Source organism: Halioglobus japonicus (genome assembly GCF_001983995.1).
Classification (GTDB): domain Bacteria; phylum Pseudomonadota; class Gammaproteobacteria; order Pseudomonadales; family Halieaceae; genus Halioglobus; species Halioglobus japonicus.
In genome coordinates this window covers 1,734,302-1,748,714 of record NZ_CP019450.1, presented here as the reverse complement: position 1 = coordinate 1,748,714, position 14,413 = coordinate 1,734,302, and the positions used below count along the sequence as shown (strand labels likewise).

15 protein-coding genes, 1 other RNA gene and 1 pseudogene are annotated in these 14,413 nt (G+C 56.9%); 6 read left to right on the top strand and 11 right to left on the bottom strand.

Translation table 11 applies throughout. The annotated features are described in order from the left end of the window. Nucleotides 1-9: 9 nt before the first annotated feature. The 3 genes from dnaK to hrcA all read right to left on the bottom strand — a co-directional run bounded on the left by dnaK (nt 10) and on the right by hrcA (nt 3,964). The gene (gene dnaK / locus BST95_RS08300) at nt 10-1,938 is read right to left on the bottom strand and encodes a molecular chaperone DnaK (protein ID WP_066058069.1); all 1,929 of its coding nucleotides are present in this window, start codon (nt 1,936-1,938) and stop codon (nt 10-12) included. Between the two features lie 204 nt (nt 1,939-2,142). Beyond that, nucleotides 2,143-2,748 (bottom strand): nucleotide exchange factor GrpE, encoded by a 606-nt coding sequence (gene grpE, locus BST95_RS08295; RefSeq protein WP_084198874.1) that lies wholly within the window; start codon nt 2,746-2,748, stop codon nt 2,143-2,145. Nucleotides 2,749-2,932: 184 nt separating this feature from the next. Continuing rightward, nucleotides 2,933-3,964 carry a heat-inducible transcriptional repressor HrcA gene (hrcA, locus tag BST95_RS08290; RefSeq protein ID WP_084198873.1) on the bottom strand — a complete coding sequence of 344 codons (1,032 nt, stop codon included), beginning with the start codon at nt 3,962-3,964 and terminating at the stop codon, nt 2,933-2,935. 144 nt (nt 3,965-4,108) lie between these two features. Between hrcA and recN the strand changes: the two genes are divergently transcribed. Beyond that, on the top strand, nt 4,109-5,761 hold the full coding sequence (gene recN / locus BST95_RS08285; protein ID WP_084198872.1) for a DNA repair protein RecN: 1,653 nt from the start codon (nt 4,109-4,111) through the stop codon (nt 5,759-5,761). Nucleotides 5,762-5,822: 61 nt separating this feature from the next. On the opposite strand, the gene fur is transcribed toward recN, so the two are convergent. Then, the gene (gene fur / locus BST95_RS08280) at nt 5,823-6,233 is read right to left on the bottom strand and encodes a ferric iron uptake transcriptional regulator (protein WP_066058057.1); all 411 of its coding nucleotides are present in this window, start codon (nt 6,231-6,233) and stop codon (nt 5,823-5,825) included. Nucleotides 6,234-6,307: 74 nt separating this feature from the next. On the opposite strand from fur, the gene BST95_RS08275 reads away from it, so the two are divergent. After that, on the top strand, nt 6,308-6,643 hold the full coding sequence (locus BST95_RS08275) for an outer membrane protein assembly factor BamE (RefSeq protein WP_066058054.1): 336 nt from the start codon (nt 6,308-6,310) through the stop codon (nt 6,641-6,643). Nucleotides 6,644-6,674: 31 nt separating this feature from the next. Here BST95_RS08275 and BST95_RS08270 read toward each other — a convergent pair whose 3' ends face one another. Genes BST95_RS08270 through BST95_RS08255 form a run of 4 tightly spaced genes read right to left on the bottom strand, consistent with a single transcriptional unit; the run spans nt 6,675 to nt 8,778 of the window. After that, nucleotides 6,675-6,974, bottom strand: coding sequence for an RnfH family protein (locus BST95_RS08270; RefSeq protein ID WP_084198871.1), 300 nt, complete (start codon nt 6,972-6,974; stop codon nt 6,675-6,677). Between the two features lie 4 nt (nt 6,975-6,978). Further along, on the bottom strand, nt 6,979-7,410 hold the full coding sequence (locus BST95_RS08265; protein ID WP_084198870.1) for a type II toxin-antitoxin system RatA family toxin: 432 nt from the start codon (nt 7,408-7,410) through the stop codon (nt 6,979-6,981). A 19-nt stretch (nt 7,411-7,429) separates the two neighbouring features. Next, nucleotides 7,430-7,765: an SLC5/6 family protein gene (locus BST95_RS08260; RefSeq protein WP_084198869.1), complete on the bottom strand. Its 336-nt coding sequence runs from the start codon at nt 7,763-7,765 to the stop codon at nt 7,430-7,432. Further along, nucleotides 7,723-8,778 (bottom strand): sodium-dependent transporter, encoded by a 1,056-nt coding sequence (locus BST95_RS08255; RefSeq protein WP_084198868.1) that lies wholly within the window; start codon nt 8,776-8,778, stop codon nt 7,723-7,725. The genes BST95_RS08260 and BST95_RS08255 overlap by 43 nt, the downstream gene beginning before the upstream one ends. A gap of 107 nt (nt 8,779-8,885) precedes the next feature. Here BST95_RS08255 and smpB point away from each other — a divergent pair, with 107 nt between their 5' ends. Continuing rightward, nucleotides 8,886-9,368, top strand: a complete 483-nt coding sequence (gene smpB / locus BST95_RS08250; RefSeq protein WP_084201108.1) for an SsrA-binding protein SmpB — start codon at nt 8,886-8,888, stop codon at nt 9,366-9,368. Between the two features lie 339 nt (nt 9,369-9,707). On the opposite strand, the pseudogene BST95_RS08245 reads toward smpB, so the two are convergent. Beyond that, nucleotides 9,708-10,489 (bottom strand): annotated as a pseudogene (locus BST95_RS08245) (sulfite exporter TauE/SafE family protein). A 243-nt stretch (nt 10,490-10,732) separates the two neighbouring features. After that, nucleotides 10,733-11,212 (bottom strand): helix-turn-helix domain-containing protein, encoded by a 480-nt coding sequence (locus BST95_RS08240; RefSeq protein WP_084198867.1) that lies wholly within the window; start codon nt 11,210-11,212, stop codon nt 10,733-10,735. A gap of 254 nt (nt 11,213-11,466) precedes the next feature. On the opposite strand from BST95_RS08240, the gene ssrA reads away from it, so the two are divergent. Beyond that, nucleotides 11,467-11,858, top strand: a transfer-messenger RNA (tmRNA) gene (gene ssrA, locus BST95_RS08235). 170 nt (nt 11,859-12,028) lie between these two features. Further along, complete coding sequence (locus BST95_RS08230) at nt 12,029-12,361, top strand: hypothetical protein (protein ID WP_084198866.1); 333 nt, start codon at nt 12,029-12,031, stop codon at nt 12,359-12,361. Between the two features lie 528 nt (nt 12,362-12,889). On the opposite strand, the gene BST95_RS08225 is transcribed toward BST95_RS08230, so the two are convergent. Then, a complete protein-coding gene (locus BST95_RS08225; RefSeq protein ID WP_146004190.1) occupies nt 12,890-13,633 on the bottom strand; it encodes a hypothetical protein in 744 nt (247 codons plus the stop codon). A 97-nt stretch (nt 13,634-13,730) separates the two neighbouring features. Between BST95_RS08225 and BST95_RS19680 the strand changes: the two genes are divergently transcribed. Next, entirely contained in the window at nt 13,731-13,982 is a 252-nt protein-coding gene (locus BST95_RS19680) for a hypothetical protein (protein ID WP_146004189.1), read from the top strand. Nucleotides 13,983-14,413 lie beyond the last annotated feature (431 nt).

Sequence of the window (14,413 nt, the reverse complement as noted above, 5' to 3'; positions counted from 1 at the left end):
AAGCGGGACTTACTTGTTGTCGTCCTTAACTTCCTCAAACTCGGCGTCCATGACGTCTTCACCGGCAGGCTCTGCCTGAGCACCTTCGGCGCCGGCGCCAGCTGCCTGTGCCTGCTCTGCCTGGGCAGCGTACATCTTCTGCGCAACAGGGCCAGTAGCTTCAGTCAGCTTCTCGGCAGCGGCATCAATGGCGGCTTTGTCGTCGCCCTTAACGGCTTCTTCTGCTTCGGTGATCGCAGCTTCAATCGCAGCTTTCTCCTCATCAGTAGCGTGCTCGCCAGCTTCCTCGATGGTCTTCTTGGCAGCGTGGATCAGGCCGTCACAAGTATTGCGCGCGGTGATCAACTCCTCGAACTTGGCATCGGCTTCAGCATTAGCTTCAGCGTCAGCAACCATTTGCTCGATGTCTTCATCGCTCAGACCGCCGGAGGCAGTGATGCGGATGGACTGTTCCTTGCCGGTTGCCTTGTCCTGGGCAGACACGTGCAGGATACCGTTGGCGTCCAGGTCGAAGGTCACTTCAATCTGGGGCATGCCGCGCGGTGCCGGCGGGATGTCGGCCAGGTCGAAACGACCCAGTGACTTGTTGCCAGTCGCCTGCTTGCGCTCACCCTGGACTACATGAATGGTCACGGCAGTCTGGTTGTCGTCAGCGGTAGAGAAGATCTGCGACTTCTTGGTCGGAATCGTAGTGTTCTTCTCAATCAGCGGAGTAGCCACGCCACCCATGGTCTCGATGCCCAGAGTCAGCGGAGTTACGTCCAGCAGCAGTACGTCTTTCACGTCGCCGGACAGTACCGCACCCTGAATAGAGGCACCCATGGCAACCGCTTCGTCGGGGTTAACGTCCTTGCGCGGCTCTTTGCCGAAGAAGTCCGCGACAACGCTCTGAACCATCGGCATGCGGGTCTGGCCACCGACCAGGATCACGTCGTCGATCTCGGAGGGAGACAGGCCCGCGTCCTGCAGGGCCGTCTTCACGGGCTCCATGGAGCGCTTGACCAGGTCTTCCACCAGGCTTTCCAGCTTGGCGCGGCTCAGCTTGACCACCAGGTGCTTGGGACCGGTTGCGTCTGCAGTGATGTACGGCAGATTCACTTCAGTCTGCTGGCTGGATGACAGCTCGATCTTGGCTTTTTCAGCAGCTTCCTTCAGGCGCTGCAGAGCCAGCGGGTCGTTGTGCAGGTCAATGCCCTGCTCTTTCTTGAACTCGTCCGCTAGGTATTCGATCAGGCGCAGGTCAAAGTCTTCACCACCGAGGAAGGTGTCACCGTTGGTAGACAGCACTTCAAACTGGTGCTCGCCGTCGACTTCTGCGATCTCGATGATGGAGATATCGAAAGTACCGCCACCGAGGTCGTAAACCGCCACAGTGTGGTCGCCCTTGGCCTTGTCCATGCCGTAGGCCAGCGCAGCCGCAGTCGGCTCGTTGATGATGCGCTTGACTTCCAGACCAGCGATTTTGCCGGCGTCCTTGGTCGCCTGACGCTGGGAGTCGTTGAAGTAGGCAGGTACGGTGATGACAGCCTCGGTTACGGGCTCGCCCAGGAATTCCTCGGCAGTCTTTTTCATCTTGCGCAGAACTTCAGCAGACACCTGCGGAGGCGCCATCTTGTCGTCCTTGGCCTGAACCCAGGCGTCGCCGTTGTCAGCTTCAATGATCTTGTAAGGGACCATGCTGATGTCTTTCTGAACCACATCGTCCTTGAACTTACGGCCGATCAGACGCTTAACCGCGAACAGGGTGTTGGTGGGGTTAGTCACCGCCTGACGCTTGGCGCTCTGGCCAACCAGGATCTCACCGTCGTCGGTGTAACCCACGATAGAAGGGGTAGTGCGATCGCCTTCCGCATTCTCAATCACGCGAGGTGCGTCGCCGTCCAGTACGGATACACACGAGTTAGTGGTACCCAGGTCGATTCCGATAATCTTGCCCATTGTAAATCTCTCCAGTTTGGGTGGCGTCCGAGACGCCTAATCAATTGCGTTGTTCTCTATCTGGGGTCGTCTTGGCCAGATTCAACCCCTTTCGGGGTCAGGTCTCTGTTTTCTCAGACAACCCCGGGGTCAGGTCTTATTTTTCTCAGACATCCGGGTCTGACCCCGGGGTTGTCTGAGAAATTTGAGACCTGACCCCATGGTTTATTTGCTGACCATTACCATGGCGGGGCGGATGAGACGGCCGTTCAGGGTGTAGCCTTTCTGCATTACCGCGATTACGGTGTTGGGCTCTACCTCGGGGTTCTCGATCATGCTCATGGCCTGGTGCAGATTGGGGTCGAAGGGCTCGCCATTGGGCTCTACCACTTCGATATTCTGCTTGCCGAGGACGTCCAGCAGGCTCTTAAGGGTCAGCTCAACGCCTTCGGCAATCGGCTTGATGGCCTCGTCATCGCCAGAGGCGGCCTCGAGGGCGCGTTCCAGGTTGTCGGCGACGGGCAGCAACTCACCGGCAAAGCGTTCAAGGGCAAATTTGCGGGCCTTTTCCACGTCCTGATCGGCGCGGCGCTTGGCGTTCTGGGCCTCGGCCTGGGCGCGCAGGGCGGCGTCTTTGGCAGCAGCCAGTTCTTCCTGCAGCTGGGCCACTTCATCGTCCGGCGAAGCCTCTGCTTCTGCTTCTGCTTCTGCTTCTGCTTCTGCTGCTTCAGCGGCAGCCACTTCTTCGGCGGTTTCCAGTTCAACCTCCACGCCAGTGGACTGTTCTTCCTGGATCTCGTTTTCGGGCTGTTTTGGGTCTTGCTCGGCCACGCTTGTACTCCGTTATGGCATCAATTCAGGGGATGTCACGGATATGGGGACGGATTGGGGAGGTTCAAGGGAAAAAAATGAGATTTTTCGGCCCGGTTCGAGCCTGGCCCAGGCCAGACAGGACCTGGCCTGGAGGAGAATTGACGGCTGTCGGAAACAGGGCCCGCCGGGGCCCGAATGCGGCTTATTTGGCCAGTGCCTGGCTCAACATTTTGGCAGTGACATCCACAATGGGAATCACCCGCTCATAGGCCATCCGGGTGGGGCCGATCACACCCAGCACACCCAGGGTTTGCACCCCATCGCTGTAGGGGGCGGTCACTACGGAATAATCGCCAAAGACCTCGTAGCCTGCCTCTTCGCCAATGAACACCTGCACACCCTCGGCGCTGGAACAACGGTCCAGCAGGTGCAGCAGATCTTTTTTCTGCTCGAAGGCATCAAACAACTCGCGCAGTTTGACCACTTCTTCGGCCGTGGCATTGCCGATCAGCGTGCTCTCGCCCGCAACCACGTACTCCTCGTTGTCTTCCTGACCCAGCGCTTTGCTGGCCAGATCCAGGGAGTCGCGCAGATAAGCGTCGATCTGGGCGCGGGCGTCATGCATTTCCCGCAACAGACCATCCTGCACCCGATTCAGGGCCTGTCCCGCGAAGCGTTGATTCACCATGGCGGCCGCCTCACGCAGCTGTTCCTCAGAAAATGGTCGCTCAGTGTGGATGATCCGGTTCTGCACCTCGCGCTCGTTCACCACCAGTATCGCCAGCACACGGTTGCCAGACAGAGGCAGAAATTCCACCTGACGCAGCTGGTTAGCCTCCTGCTTGGGCACCGTCACCAGCCCGGCCTGGGCGGTAATATTGGCCAGCATATTCGAGGCGCTCTGGACCAGTTCCGACGAGGTCTTGTCGGGATTAAGCTCGGTGCGCAGTGCCGAAACAGCGTCGGCGGTGAGGGGCTGGACCTGCAGCAGGCTGTCCACGAACAACCGGTAACCCGCCGCCGTAGGAATGCGCCCGGCTGAGGTATGGGGTGATACCAGAAAACCACGATCTTCCAGGTCGGACATGACATTGCGGATTGTCGCAGCACTGACAGGCAGGCCGGATTCTTCCATTAGTGTGCGCGAGCCCACCGGCTGGCCGTCGCGAATGTGCCGCTCTACCAGTGTTTTGAGCAGTACACTAGCGCGATCTGATATGACTTCAATACTCATGCGGTTCCTGTCGTCCCTGGTCACAGGTTGTATCACAGCCCAGTCAATTTACAAAACCTGTGCGTCCAGGCGACAGGCACACAGCATGGATGTTTATGCGCGCAGGCTTCTGGGGTATAAATGCCGAAACCATTGGGGAACCGCATGCTCAGCCATATCAGCATAAGCAACTACACGATTGTCTCGGAACTGGAGATGGAATTCGCCGAGGGCATGACCGTGATCACCGGCGAGACCGGCGCCGGCAAATCCATCACCCTGGATGCGTTGGGCCTGTGTCTGGGCGACCGGGCCGACCCCAAGGCCGTGCGCCACGGCGCCAAGCGGGCGGAAATTGCCGCCACCTTCGATATCAGCGCGCTGCCCGCGGCCAGCGCCTGGCTGGACAGCCGCGACCTGGAGGGCGGCGATGAATGCCTGCTGCGCCGGGTCATTACCGCAGAAGGTCGCAGCCGCGCCTATATCAACGGTTCACCCTCCACACTGCAGGACTGCGCGGAACTGGGCGCCCTGCTCATCGATATTCACAGCCAGCACGCGCACCAGTCGCTGCTGCGCAAACCCGTCCAGCGCGCATTGCTCGACGCCTATGCCGGGCACCAGAAACTCGCCGCTGACGTCGAGCAAAGCGCGTCAAACTGGCTGCGCGCCCAGCGTGAGCTTGAATTGTTGACCGGCTCGGCCGATGAACACGCCTCCCGCGCGCAACTGCTCGCCTACCAGGTGGAGGAGCTCGACCAACTGGCACTGGGCGAAACCGAACTGCAAGAGCTTGAGCAGGAACAGAAATTATTGGCCAACGCCGAGCAGATTCTGTCCTCGGCCCATTCTGCCCTGGATTTGTGTGACCAACAGGAAAATGGCACCCGCCAGGCCCTGCAGCTGCTCAGCGACGACGCCCATGCCGGCAACGCCGCCGACTCTGCCCGGGAACTGCTCGACAGCGCCGCCATCCAGATCGCCGAGGCCCGCAGCGAGATCCAGCGCCATCTCGACGCCGTGGAAATCGACCCGGAGCGCCTCGACATCGTCCAGCGCCGGTTGGAGACTATTTACGATGTGGCGCGCAAGCATCGCGTAATGCCTGAGCAGGTCGCCGAGGTCCATCAACGCCTGCGCGAGGAACTGGATTCACTCGCCGGCAGCGAAGAGCGCATCAAGGAGTTGCAGGGCGAGATGGCCAGCCTCGAGCGAGCCTATGCCGGGCAGGCCAAGAAACTCAGCAGCAGCCGCTCCCGGGCAGCCAAAAAGCTCGTCAAAGCCGCTCAGGAGGTACTCGCCACGCTGGCCATGGCGCAGTGCACACTGGAAATTGCCCTGACACCCCGTGACAACAGCTCCCCCCACCCCCATGGCGTTGAAGACATTGAGTTTCTGATCAGCACCAACCCAGGAGCAGCGCCACAGGGGCTGGGCAAAATCGCTTCCGGCGGTGAGCTCTCACGGATCAGCCTGGCCATTCAGGTTGTCACCGCCAGCGCAGGTACCGTACCGAGCATGGTCTTTGACGAAGTGGATGTCGGCATTGGCGGTGCCGTGGCCGAGGTGGTTGGCAAGTTGCTGCGCGACCTGGCTGGCACCGCCCAGGTCCTGTGCGTCACCCACCTGCCTCAGGTTGCAGCCCAGGGCCAACAGCACCTGCAGGTGAGCAAGCAATCAAACAAGGATTCCGTGGAAACCCGCCTGAGCACACTTGGCCAGGATGAGAAAGTCGAAGAAATCGCCCGCATGCTCGGCGGCGTCAAGATCACTGAACAGACGCTGGCACACGCACGCGAAATGCTGGAAAGTGCCTGATTCTGGCATCAGGCACATTCCAATCGCGTAACTTCAGGGATATCGGGCGACTGCCCGAAAACTAGGACTTCTTGCGAACGTAAAGCACCAGCGAGTGGTCCGCCAGCTCGAAACCGTGCTGCTCGGCTATCTCCCGTTGACGCTGCTCAATAATCTCGTCGTGGAATTCAATCACTTCACCGGACTCCACATTCACCATGTGATCGTGGTGTTCGCCTTTGGCGAGCTCAAACACCGAATGTCCGGTTTCAAAATTGTGGCGCGTCACCAAGCCGGCAGTTTCAAACTGCGTCAGCACCCGGTATACCGTCGCCAGGCCCACGTCTTCGCCAGCGTCCAGCAACGCGCGATATACGTCTTCAGCACTCATATGGTGCGGGCCGGCTTCGCTTTCAAGGATCTGCAGGATCTTGACGCGGGGGAGGGTCACCTTCAGGCCCGCTTTGCGCAGTTCCTGGTTTTCTTCGGCCATATCTTCAGGGCTTCTCGTTGGGATTCAGTAGCGGTATGATGCCACCCCAGTTAACGAAGTGGAAGTTCTACCCCATGCGCATTGCTTTTATTGTATTCGCCCTCACCTGTCTCAGCGCCTGCAGCGCCGTGGGCTTTCCGGGTGTTTACCGCATCGACGTGGAACAGGGCAACATCGTCACACCGGACATGGTAGAGCAGCTGGAGCCAGGCATGAGCAAACGCCAGGTGCGCTTCATTCTGGGCACGCCACTGGTGGAAGACCCCTTCAACAAAGATCGCTGGGACTACGCCTACCGCAAGAGCAATGGCCTGGACATTCTCTCCGAGAACCGCCTGACCGTTATCTTTGAAAACGACGTACTGGTGGAAGTCAGCGGCGATGCCGCTGAAGATCGCGCCGGCGCATAAACGCCGGCTCTAAAAGCAAAATCTGCTAGCGTTACTTGCTGCGGCGTTCCTTGGCGCGCGCCGCTCGTGCCTTGCGCACTTCTTTAGGATCGGCGATCAAAGGCCGATAGATCTCCACCCGATCGCCCTCACGCAATACCTGGGTCGGTGCCACGACCTTGGCAAATATCCCCAGCTTGGCATTGTCGAGGTCAATATCCTCGAACTTTTCGGTAATGCCTGATTGCTGGGCGGCTTGCAATGCTGTGGTACCCTCGGTGACATCCAGGGCCATAATCGCCTGCTTTCCCGCCAGGGCATAGGCCACTTCAACGTGAATGGTTTCGCTCATCAAATCACCCGTAAAGTTCTCTGGCGCGCTTCTCTACCGCGCTCACCAGATTGGTTGTCACTGAATCAAACAGTTTGGCTGCCGCCGCCCCCAGCACCGCGCTATTCACCTTGAAACGCAGTTCCAGGCTTACTTTGCACGCCTCATCACCCAGGGGTAGAAACTCCCAGCTGCCAGCAAATTGCTGGAACGGCCCATCGACCAGTTCCAGCGCAATATGCCTTGCATCCACCACCCGATTGCGCGTGCTAAAGCTTTGCTTTATCCCCGCCTTGGACAAGTCCAGCCGAGCTTCAATGATGTCTTCCTCACGGCGCAACACTTCGGCGCCGACACAGCCATCCATATAGCGCGGATAGGCCTCGATATCATTCACCAGGTCAAACATCTGCTTGGGCTTGTAGGGCAGCAGCGCACTGCGCTGGATATGGGTCATGGTCTTACAACAGTTTTATTCAAATCAGCCTGGCGAGGGCAACAACGATAATTGCCAGCGGCGCAATATAGCGCAACAGACCCCGCCAGAGCGAGAACATCAGCGCGGATTCACGCCCCAGCTGTTCGCGTAACACCGCAGGATGCAGCCGCCAGCCCACCAGTAGGGCCACCATCAAACATACCAGAGGAATAAGAACACCCGCGGCCAGTTCATCAAAAACCTGCAGCAAGTTGTGATTGGCAAACCACCCCTCCCCCGCCAGCGACCAGGCAATCGCCGCCGCCAGCAGCCAAACAATTGCCGCACACATCAACACGGCGGCCCAGCGCTGGCCGCGCAACACCTGGCGCACGCTCGCAATGGCGGGCTCCAGCAGGGCAAGGCCGGCCCCAGGGCGGTCACCACCGTCAGCAGAAAGAACGCCACGCCGAATCCATCACCGTGAGGGATATTACCGAAGGCGTAAGGAGCACTGATAAACAGCAGTCCCGGCCCGCTATTGGGCACCAGGTTAGTTGCCAGCATCAACGGGTAAATCGCCAGTGCCGCCAACAATGCAATCGCAACATTAAACGCGGCTACCGCCAGCACTGAACGCGCCACCGGGATGCGCCGTGGCGCATAGGCACCGTAAGCCATTCCCACGCCCACACCGAGCCCGAACGTCAGCAACGCGTGACTGATAGCGGCCAGCACCGCCTCGCGCGTAAAGTCCACCGCCTTCAGGCTGAACAGATAGTCGCCGGCCTGATCCAGGTTGCCGTTGTCCAGATTAAAGCGCACCAGCACCCCCAGCAGCGTAATCATCAGGGGAATAGCCAGCCACACAAATACGCCCAGGCCGCGCCTGACACCCTGGGCGCTCACAATCAGCAGCACCACCACAAACAGGGTTTGCCAGAACCACTGGCGCTGCGGGTCTGCCAGTAACTCGGTGAATGCCTCGGCCACCATCGGGGCACTGGCAGCAGAGAAGGTACTGCCCTGCATCAGCGGGATATAGGCAAGCGCCCAGCCGGCCACTACCGTGAGGCAGGACAGCACCATCAGGCCAGTGATGGCAGCCAGTACGCCCAGCACCATCCAATAGCGCGAAATCAACGACCTGTCTGCCACCCAGCGCAGCGCCAGCGGCGGCCCCGACCTGCCGTGGCTACCGATCACGACTTCAGCCACCATCAGTGGCGCACTCAGGAGCAACAGCGACACCACATACGTCAGCATGAAAGCGCCGCCGCCAAAACTGCCCATTAACCAGGCAAAACGCCACAGGCTGCCCAGGCCAATCGTGGCCGCTGCCAGTGCCAATACGAATGTCGTGCGGGTACGCCAGCCAGGCGAGCTCTGCCAGAGCGCTGCAGTCACCTAAAATTCCTTAGCATTATCATGAGCTTAGATTGCCCCACCCCCTGCCGGGTGAAAAGGGAAAGATTACCGTTTATGAACTTTCCCGCGTCCGTATAATGCGCGCCATGGCAAAGAAGAAACACAAGACACCTGCGAACGTGATCGCCCAGAACAAACGGGCGAGCTTCGACTACACCCTGCTGGAAACCTTTGAGGCCGGCGTGTCTCTGTCTGGCTGGGAAGTGAAGAGCCTGCGTGCAGGCAAAGCGGACCTCGCAGATTCCTACGTATTCATGCAAAACGGTGAAGCCTTTCTGCTGAATGCGCATATCACGCCGCTTAATTCGGCCTCGACGCACTTTGTGACCGAACCCACTCGCACGCGCAAGCTGTTGCTGAACAAGAAAGAGCTGGCAAAAATCCTCGCGGCCACCACCGCCAAGGGCCAAACCTGCGTGTGCACATCGCTCTACTGGAAAGATCACCTGGTGAAAGCCAAGATCGCCCTGGCGGTGGGTAAAAAAGCTCACGACAAGCGCGACACCCAGAAAGAAAAAGACTGGAACCGCACCAAGCAACGCATCATTCGCGACAACGTCAAGCAGTAACGGCCGTCGCCGCATCACAATCACTATTTACCGGGCCGGCTCTTAGACAAACTCGGTCTATAAATTGGCTTGCCGAATAGCCGCACCGATACCATAGTTAATAGCGTGGGCCCCCGAGCTATCTCCGTCCCTGGAGCAGACAGGGGAAACCTACACAGGTATACGGTGATTACCGCAATACTCTCCCATGGAGGAGAGCACCTGGCGGAGGGCCCTGACATTAGCTTGCGGGCTTTGGTTATCCCCCGTCAAAGGTCACCCAATAACCGCAGTCGACTGCTCCCCTGCACTCGATTGCGGTTTTCTGTTGGAATTTTCCCTCTAAAGCAGCGCGTTCCCTCAGGCGAAGGCGCGTAACAGCATTCTTATCGACACCAGCAACAGGAATATCCCAAACAGCAGGCTGAGCTGCCGCTGGGTCATTTTGTGGGCTAGCTTTGCGCCAAGCGGCGCCATGAGCACCGTCATCGGTGAAATCGCCGCCACACCAATCAGATTGACATAACCGACATTCATGGCCGGCAGCCGGGGATCGCCCCAGCCGTTCATGATGAACCCGATGGTGCCGGGAATGGCGATCAGCAATCCAAAGAACGCCGCGGTACCCACGGCGCGGTGAATCGGCTGACTCATCATGGTCAGCGCGGCAACACTGAAGGTGCCGCCACCAATACCCATCATCGAAGACAAGCCACCGATCATTGTCGGCACTGTGATCGACAGCGGGCCACGGGGCACATCCTTCCAGGGGCGAAAGTTTTCCAATGGCAACATCATGTGAATCGCGATAATGAGCGCGACCACACCAAAGATGCCTGCCAGCACAATGCTTTGCACCTGCGCCGCCAACACCGAACCCAACAGTGAGCCCACGAAAATAAACGGCCCCAGAACTGCACCAGCGAGACATCCACCGCGCCCTTCGCGTGGTGAGCACGAGAAGAAGAAATCGACGTAAAGATGATGGTCGCCAGGGAAGTACCCACGGCAATATGCATGCGGATAGCAGGATCAACGCCCCGCAGCGCCAGCGCTGTGTCCAACACCGGGACAATCACTATGCCGCCACCCACGCCCAGCAGGCCGGCAATCAATCCGGCGACTGCGCCTGTGGCCAGCATCGTCAGTATCAGCGGTATCAGGCCTTCCATCGGGACCTCCAGAAACAACAAAGCCGGCAGCTTACACTGCCGGCGATCAAAGGTGCCAGTGCTGAGACTTACTTCAGTCGACGAGCGCCCGTCAGCAGCAACACTGCCATCGGTATCCACAGCATACCTGCTTGTGCTACCGGAATGGCTGAAGGCAATGAGCCGACAGCATCAGGATTCTATGCGCGCAGCTCTTACTCGGTCGTTAAAGCTCTAAAGCTTACGTCCGAGTTTCTTTTCGGCGATGCGCTTCTCCATATTCTGGAAAGGCAGTCGAATAATCTCGAACGTAAACAGTGCCTGTACACCCATGAGGAGCGTCATGCCTCCAAAGAACAATAGCAACTTGGGTTCAGGGCCCAACTTGGCGACAAAGACAATGCCAAGCACCACGAGCACGAAGATGCCCTGGTAGAAATCCTTCACATTCTTGGCGTAGGTGAGCGCGGCGCGTTCATCGTCTTTGATCTCAGCGCGCTCGGGGGGAGTTTCAACGGTTTTTTCCATGGTGGTGTCCTCAGGTATGAAAGTAGAAATATCCACCTCGAACACAGATGCCAGCGCCTTACTGGATTCCAGGCTGGGCCGCTGGCCGCGCTCAATCCGCTGGATTGTGCGCACACTCAAGCCGGTAAACTCCGCGAGTTGATCCTGCGACCAGCCGCGCTGAAGTCTTAGCTTGCGTACTATCATCTGTTACTCCCCATTGCTGTCGGGTTGATTTCGAGGTGGCGTTCATCCTGCTGACGAAACGGCCCAGACACCACGACAGACACCTGACACCAACCTGAAATTCCATATAAATCAATGCGATAGAAAATAGCTTGTCACCTTGGTGTCGCCCTGCCACTGCCACGGTCCGACTCTAACCCAATCGTCCGCAGGAAGATACTCGGGACAAAATTCCACCCCAACGGCCACCAAAGCGCGTATAATGCCCCGTCCACGGGGGTGATTTGGATTCGACGACGGATACAAAACCTTCTGGTGCATGCCGTGATGGCAGCCAATCACGTAAACCCAAAGCTGTAACTTTATAGTTGCCAACGACGACAACTACGGTGCTCAGCTGGCTGCGTAAGCAGTCAAAAGACACCATCTAGTAGCTTCGGCTCTAGCGGTCATAAACAAGGTGCCAGTACCGCGTTTACTGACTGTCATACAGAACTGGACCGCAGCGAAGTACGTTCTGGGCTTTGCTGTTAAACAAATACAGAGCTCGCCAATCACGTCCTGCCCGTTGGGCTGTGTGCGGTTAACTTAATAAACGGAATCTAAGCATGTAGAGCCGAAGGCAGCGGTCTGGCGGACGCGGGTTCAACTCCCGCCACCTCCACCAAACAAAAAAAGTTAACCGAACGGTTGTGATGAAATCACTACAAGGTGTCCACTTTGGACACCTTGTAGTGGAATCGTGGAGCCAGTTCCTTCTGAAGTTCAAGGCCCGAGCAAAAGAAAACGCACATAACGCATATACTGAACACATGATCATCTAATAGGCAGAGCAAAATGAGTGGCAATAATTTTGAGTACCCATTCTGGGCTACAGCCTTTTACAAGGGCCTGTTGTTTGGAGGCATGCCAGTTTCATTTCTTGCGGTCGACTATCCACTGGAAGTTGCGGCCTACTATGGCATTCTTATATTCCTTGGCCTTTTCCTGCGTCCACTCATCGAGAAGTTCGCGCTTGATGAGTTGTATTACGCAGTCACCCGGGCACCGTTTCGTCGGATGATGGAGCGTGAAGCCGCCAGGCGTGAGGTGGAGTTCCGACACAAGCAGCATAATAAGCGATATCGCTACATGAGGTACCGCAGTAAAGAGCTCCCACCTAAATGGTGATGAAATCTCAGCAGGAATTCCTCCAGTCCGGGGGCTGATGTACCTGTGATCTACGACCAATTCAGGGATTAGGACATCTTTTGGTAGAATTTTAGGAAATCTAGTGCCGGAATCGACAGTTGACCAATCCGATAGAAACTGTCAAGTACTGACAACTTCCTTCGGACTATTTCAAATTAATGATTTTGGAAGTCGCCAATAGGAATCATCATCCTCAGACAGGTTTAGATCTGATAAATCTCAAATGCGATTGTACCTCGGCCTCGCCCTCAAGATCAGGCGATCCATCTTCAACTCGCAGAGCTGTAAGGCAAGCCAGCCGGATAGCGAGGACACGCCACAGCCTTAAGATACGTCCCCACCGGCGCTGCAAGGTGGTTTCGACGATGACATTCCTTTTTTGATAAGGCGGCTTGCATGCTTTTGTAACTCACCTAAGAAGACACGTGAAAAGCAAGTCCTCCGCGGCTATTAAACTGTCAAGAAAACACCTTTGAGTGACTCTAGAACCAGGCGCGACGAGCCAACTCAGTTAGGTAAAGCGACAAACGTACCCGAGCACGTGCGACCGTTAATTTTCTTTGTAAAGGTGCCTGTCAGCACCCCGTTTTTAAATGTTCCCTCTGCCTTCAGCGAGACTCTAGGGCCATAACCGAAATACGGAACATTGAAGGACTTGGTGAAGTGATTCCCATTTATCGGTATCTCTGCCTTATCCCAGCTAAAGTGTCCATCGTCGCAAGCACCTGTCATACCGCGATCGAAATCGATATCCATAGCGTCGCGATCTGGGCATTCGCTGCCTCGAGCCGTCAGGGCTGTACCGCTGGCATTGACATGGAAACACACCTCGTAGTTTGACTCGACACCTGACCATACTCCACTACGAATCTGACCCGGCTGCTCAATCCCACCCAGATCACCGCTCCAGAGCACCAGCCCAACTGAAGCAAACCCCTCGGCTTTTCCAGCGGGCACGCCGAAAACCCGAAGTCTGTACGAACCGGGCTGAAGTGTCTTGACTATTCCAGCCTCCAACTCGTCTAAACGGTCAAGGTTCAGATCCTCCACTGCGCGAGCGACTGCATCTGCCGTTGAATGCTCGATCCAATTGTCATTCCCAGCAATGACTGTCTCGGTGCCATCTCCATCAATTCTAAACAGTTGTATGCGCGGATCATCTAGAGTGCTTCCACTTCCGGAGTCAGACAGAGTGGGACCAAGCCCTATTAGAAGCACCTGCTTTGCTTTGTTGCCGGTGATAGCAAACACATTATCAACGGCTCTATCCCGCGTACTGACATAGCCCTCAGCGAACGAGTCAACGGCGAGTGTATGGTGTATCGGCAGCGCGGCGAAGAGAGCCACTATGAATACTAACTTACATGTTTTCGATGGACGCATGACCCACTCCTACAGCAATTCTGCGATTGGGAAAGACCTTCCAGCAAACTCTGTGCCAACGTGGGCTGAGTATATTTTTACTCACTCCAAATTTGTACGACTGCGCATCATGCGTCCATATCAGCTCGATTTCTGCGACTATGCTGATGCTGATGCTGATGCTGATGCTGATGCTGATGCTGATGCTGATGCTGATGCTGAAAAGGTATCAGCATAGTCATCTAGGCATGCCGTCCGATACGCGTGGGCGGCCGTGAATGTAACAATTGTCAGTGTCGACGCACATTTCGTCTTTAAACAGTCTGCCATGTATGAAGTACGCAAAGAGTGTTCCATCTTTGGTGGCCACACCGACTTGCACTAGCACGATAAGCCACTGATCTGTGCAACCGCGGATACGCGTTGGACCAAAGACCAAGGCGTCTCTCGGCAGAGTGAGAAAATCCACTTTGCAATGCAGTCTGACTTGCCGTTTGCGGGAGCTCTTTACTCCCAAGCCGTGCTCACCGGCCGACCGATCAATCTGGTCAGGCGGTGAACTGCGTCACCAATGCTACTGTTTCTTAGAGGGGGTCACATATTACCCGCTGTAGCAAGGCAACCATCTACTGTTGTGCGGATTGTGCTCACTGCCCCATTCGCACGCTA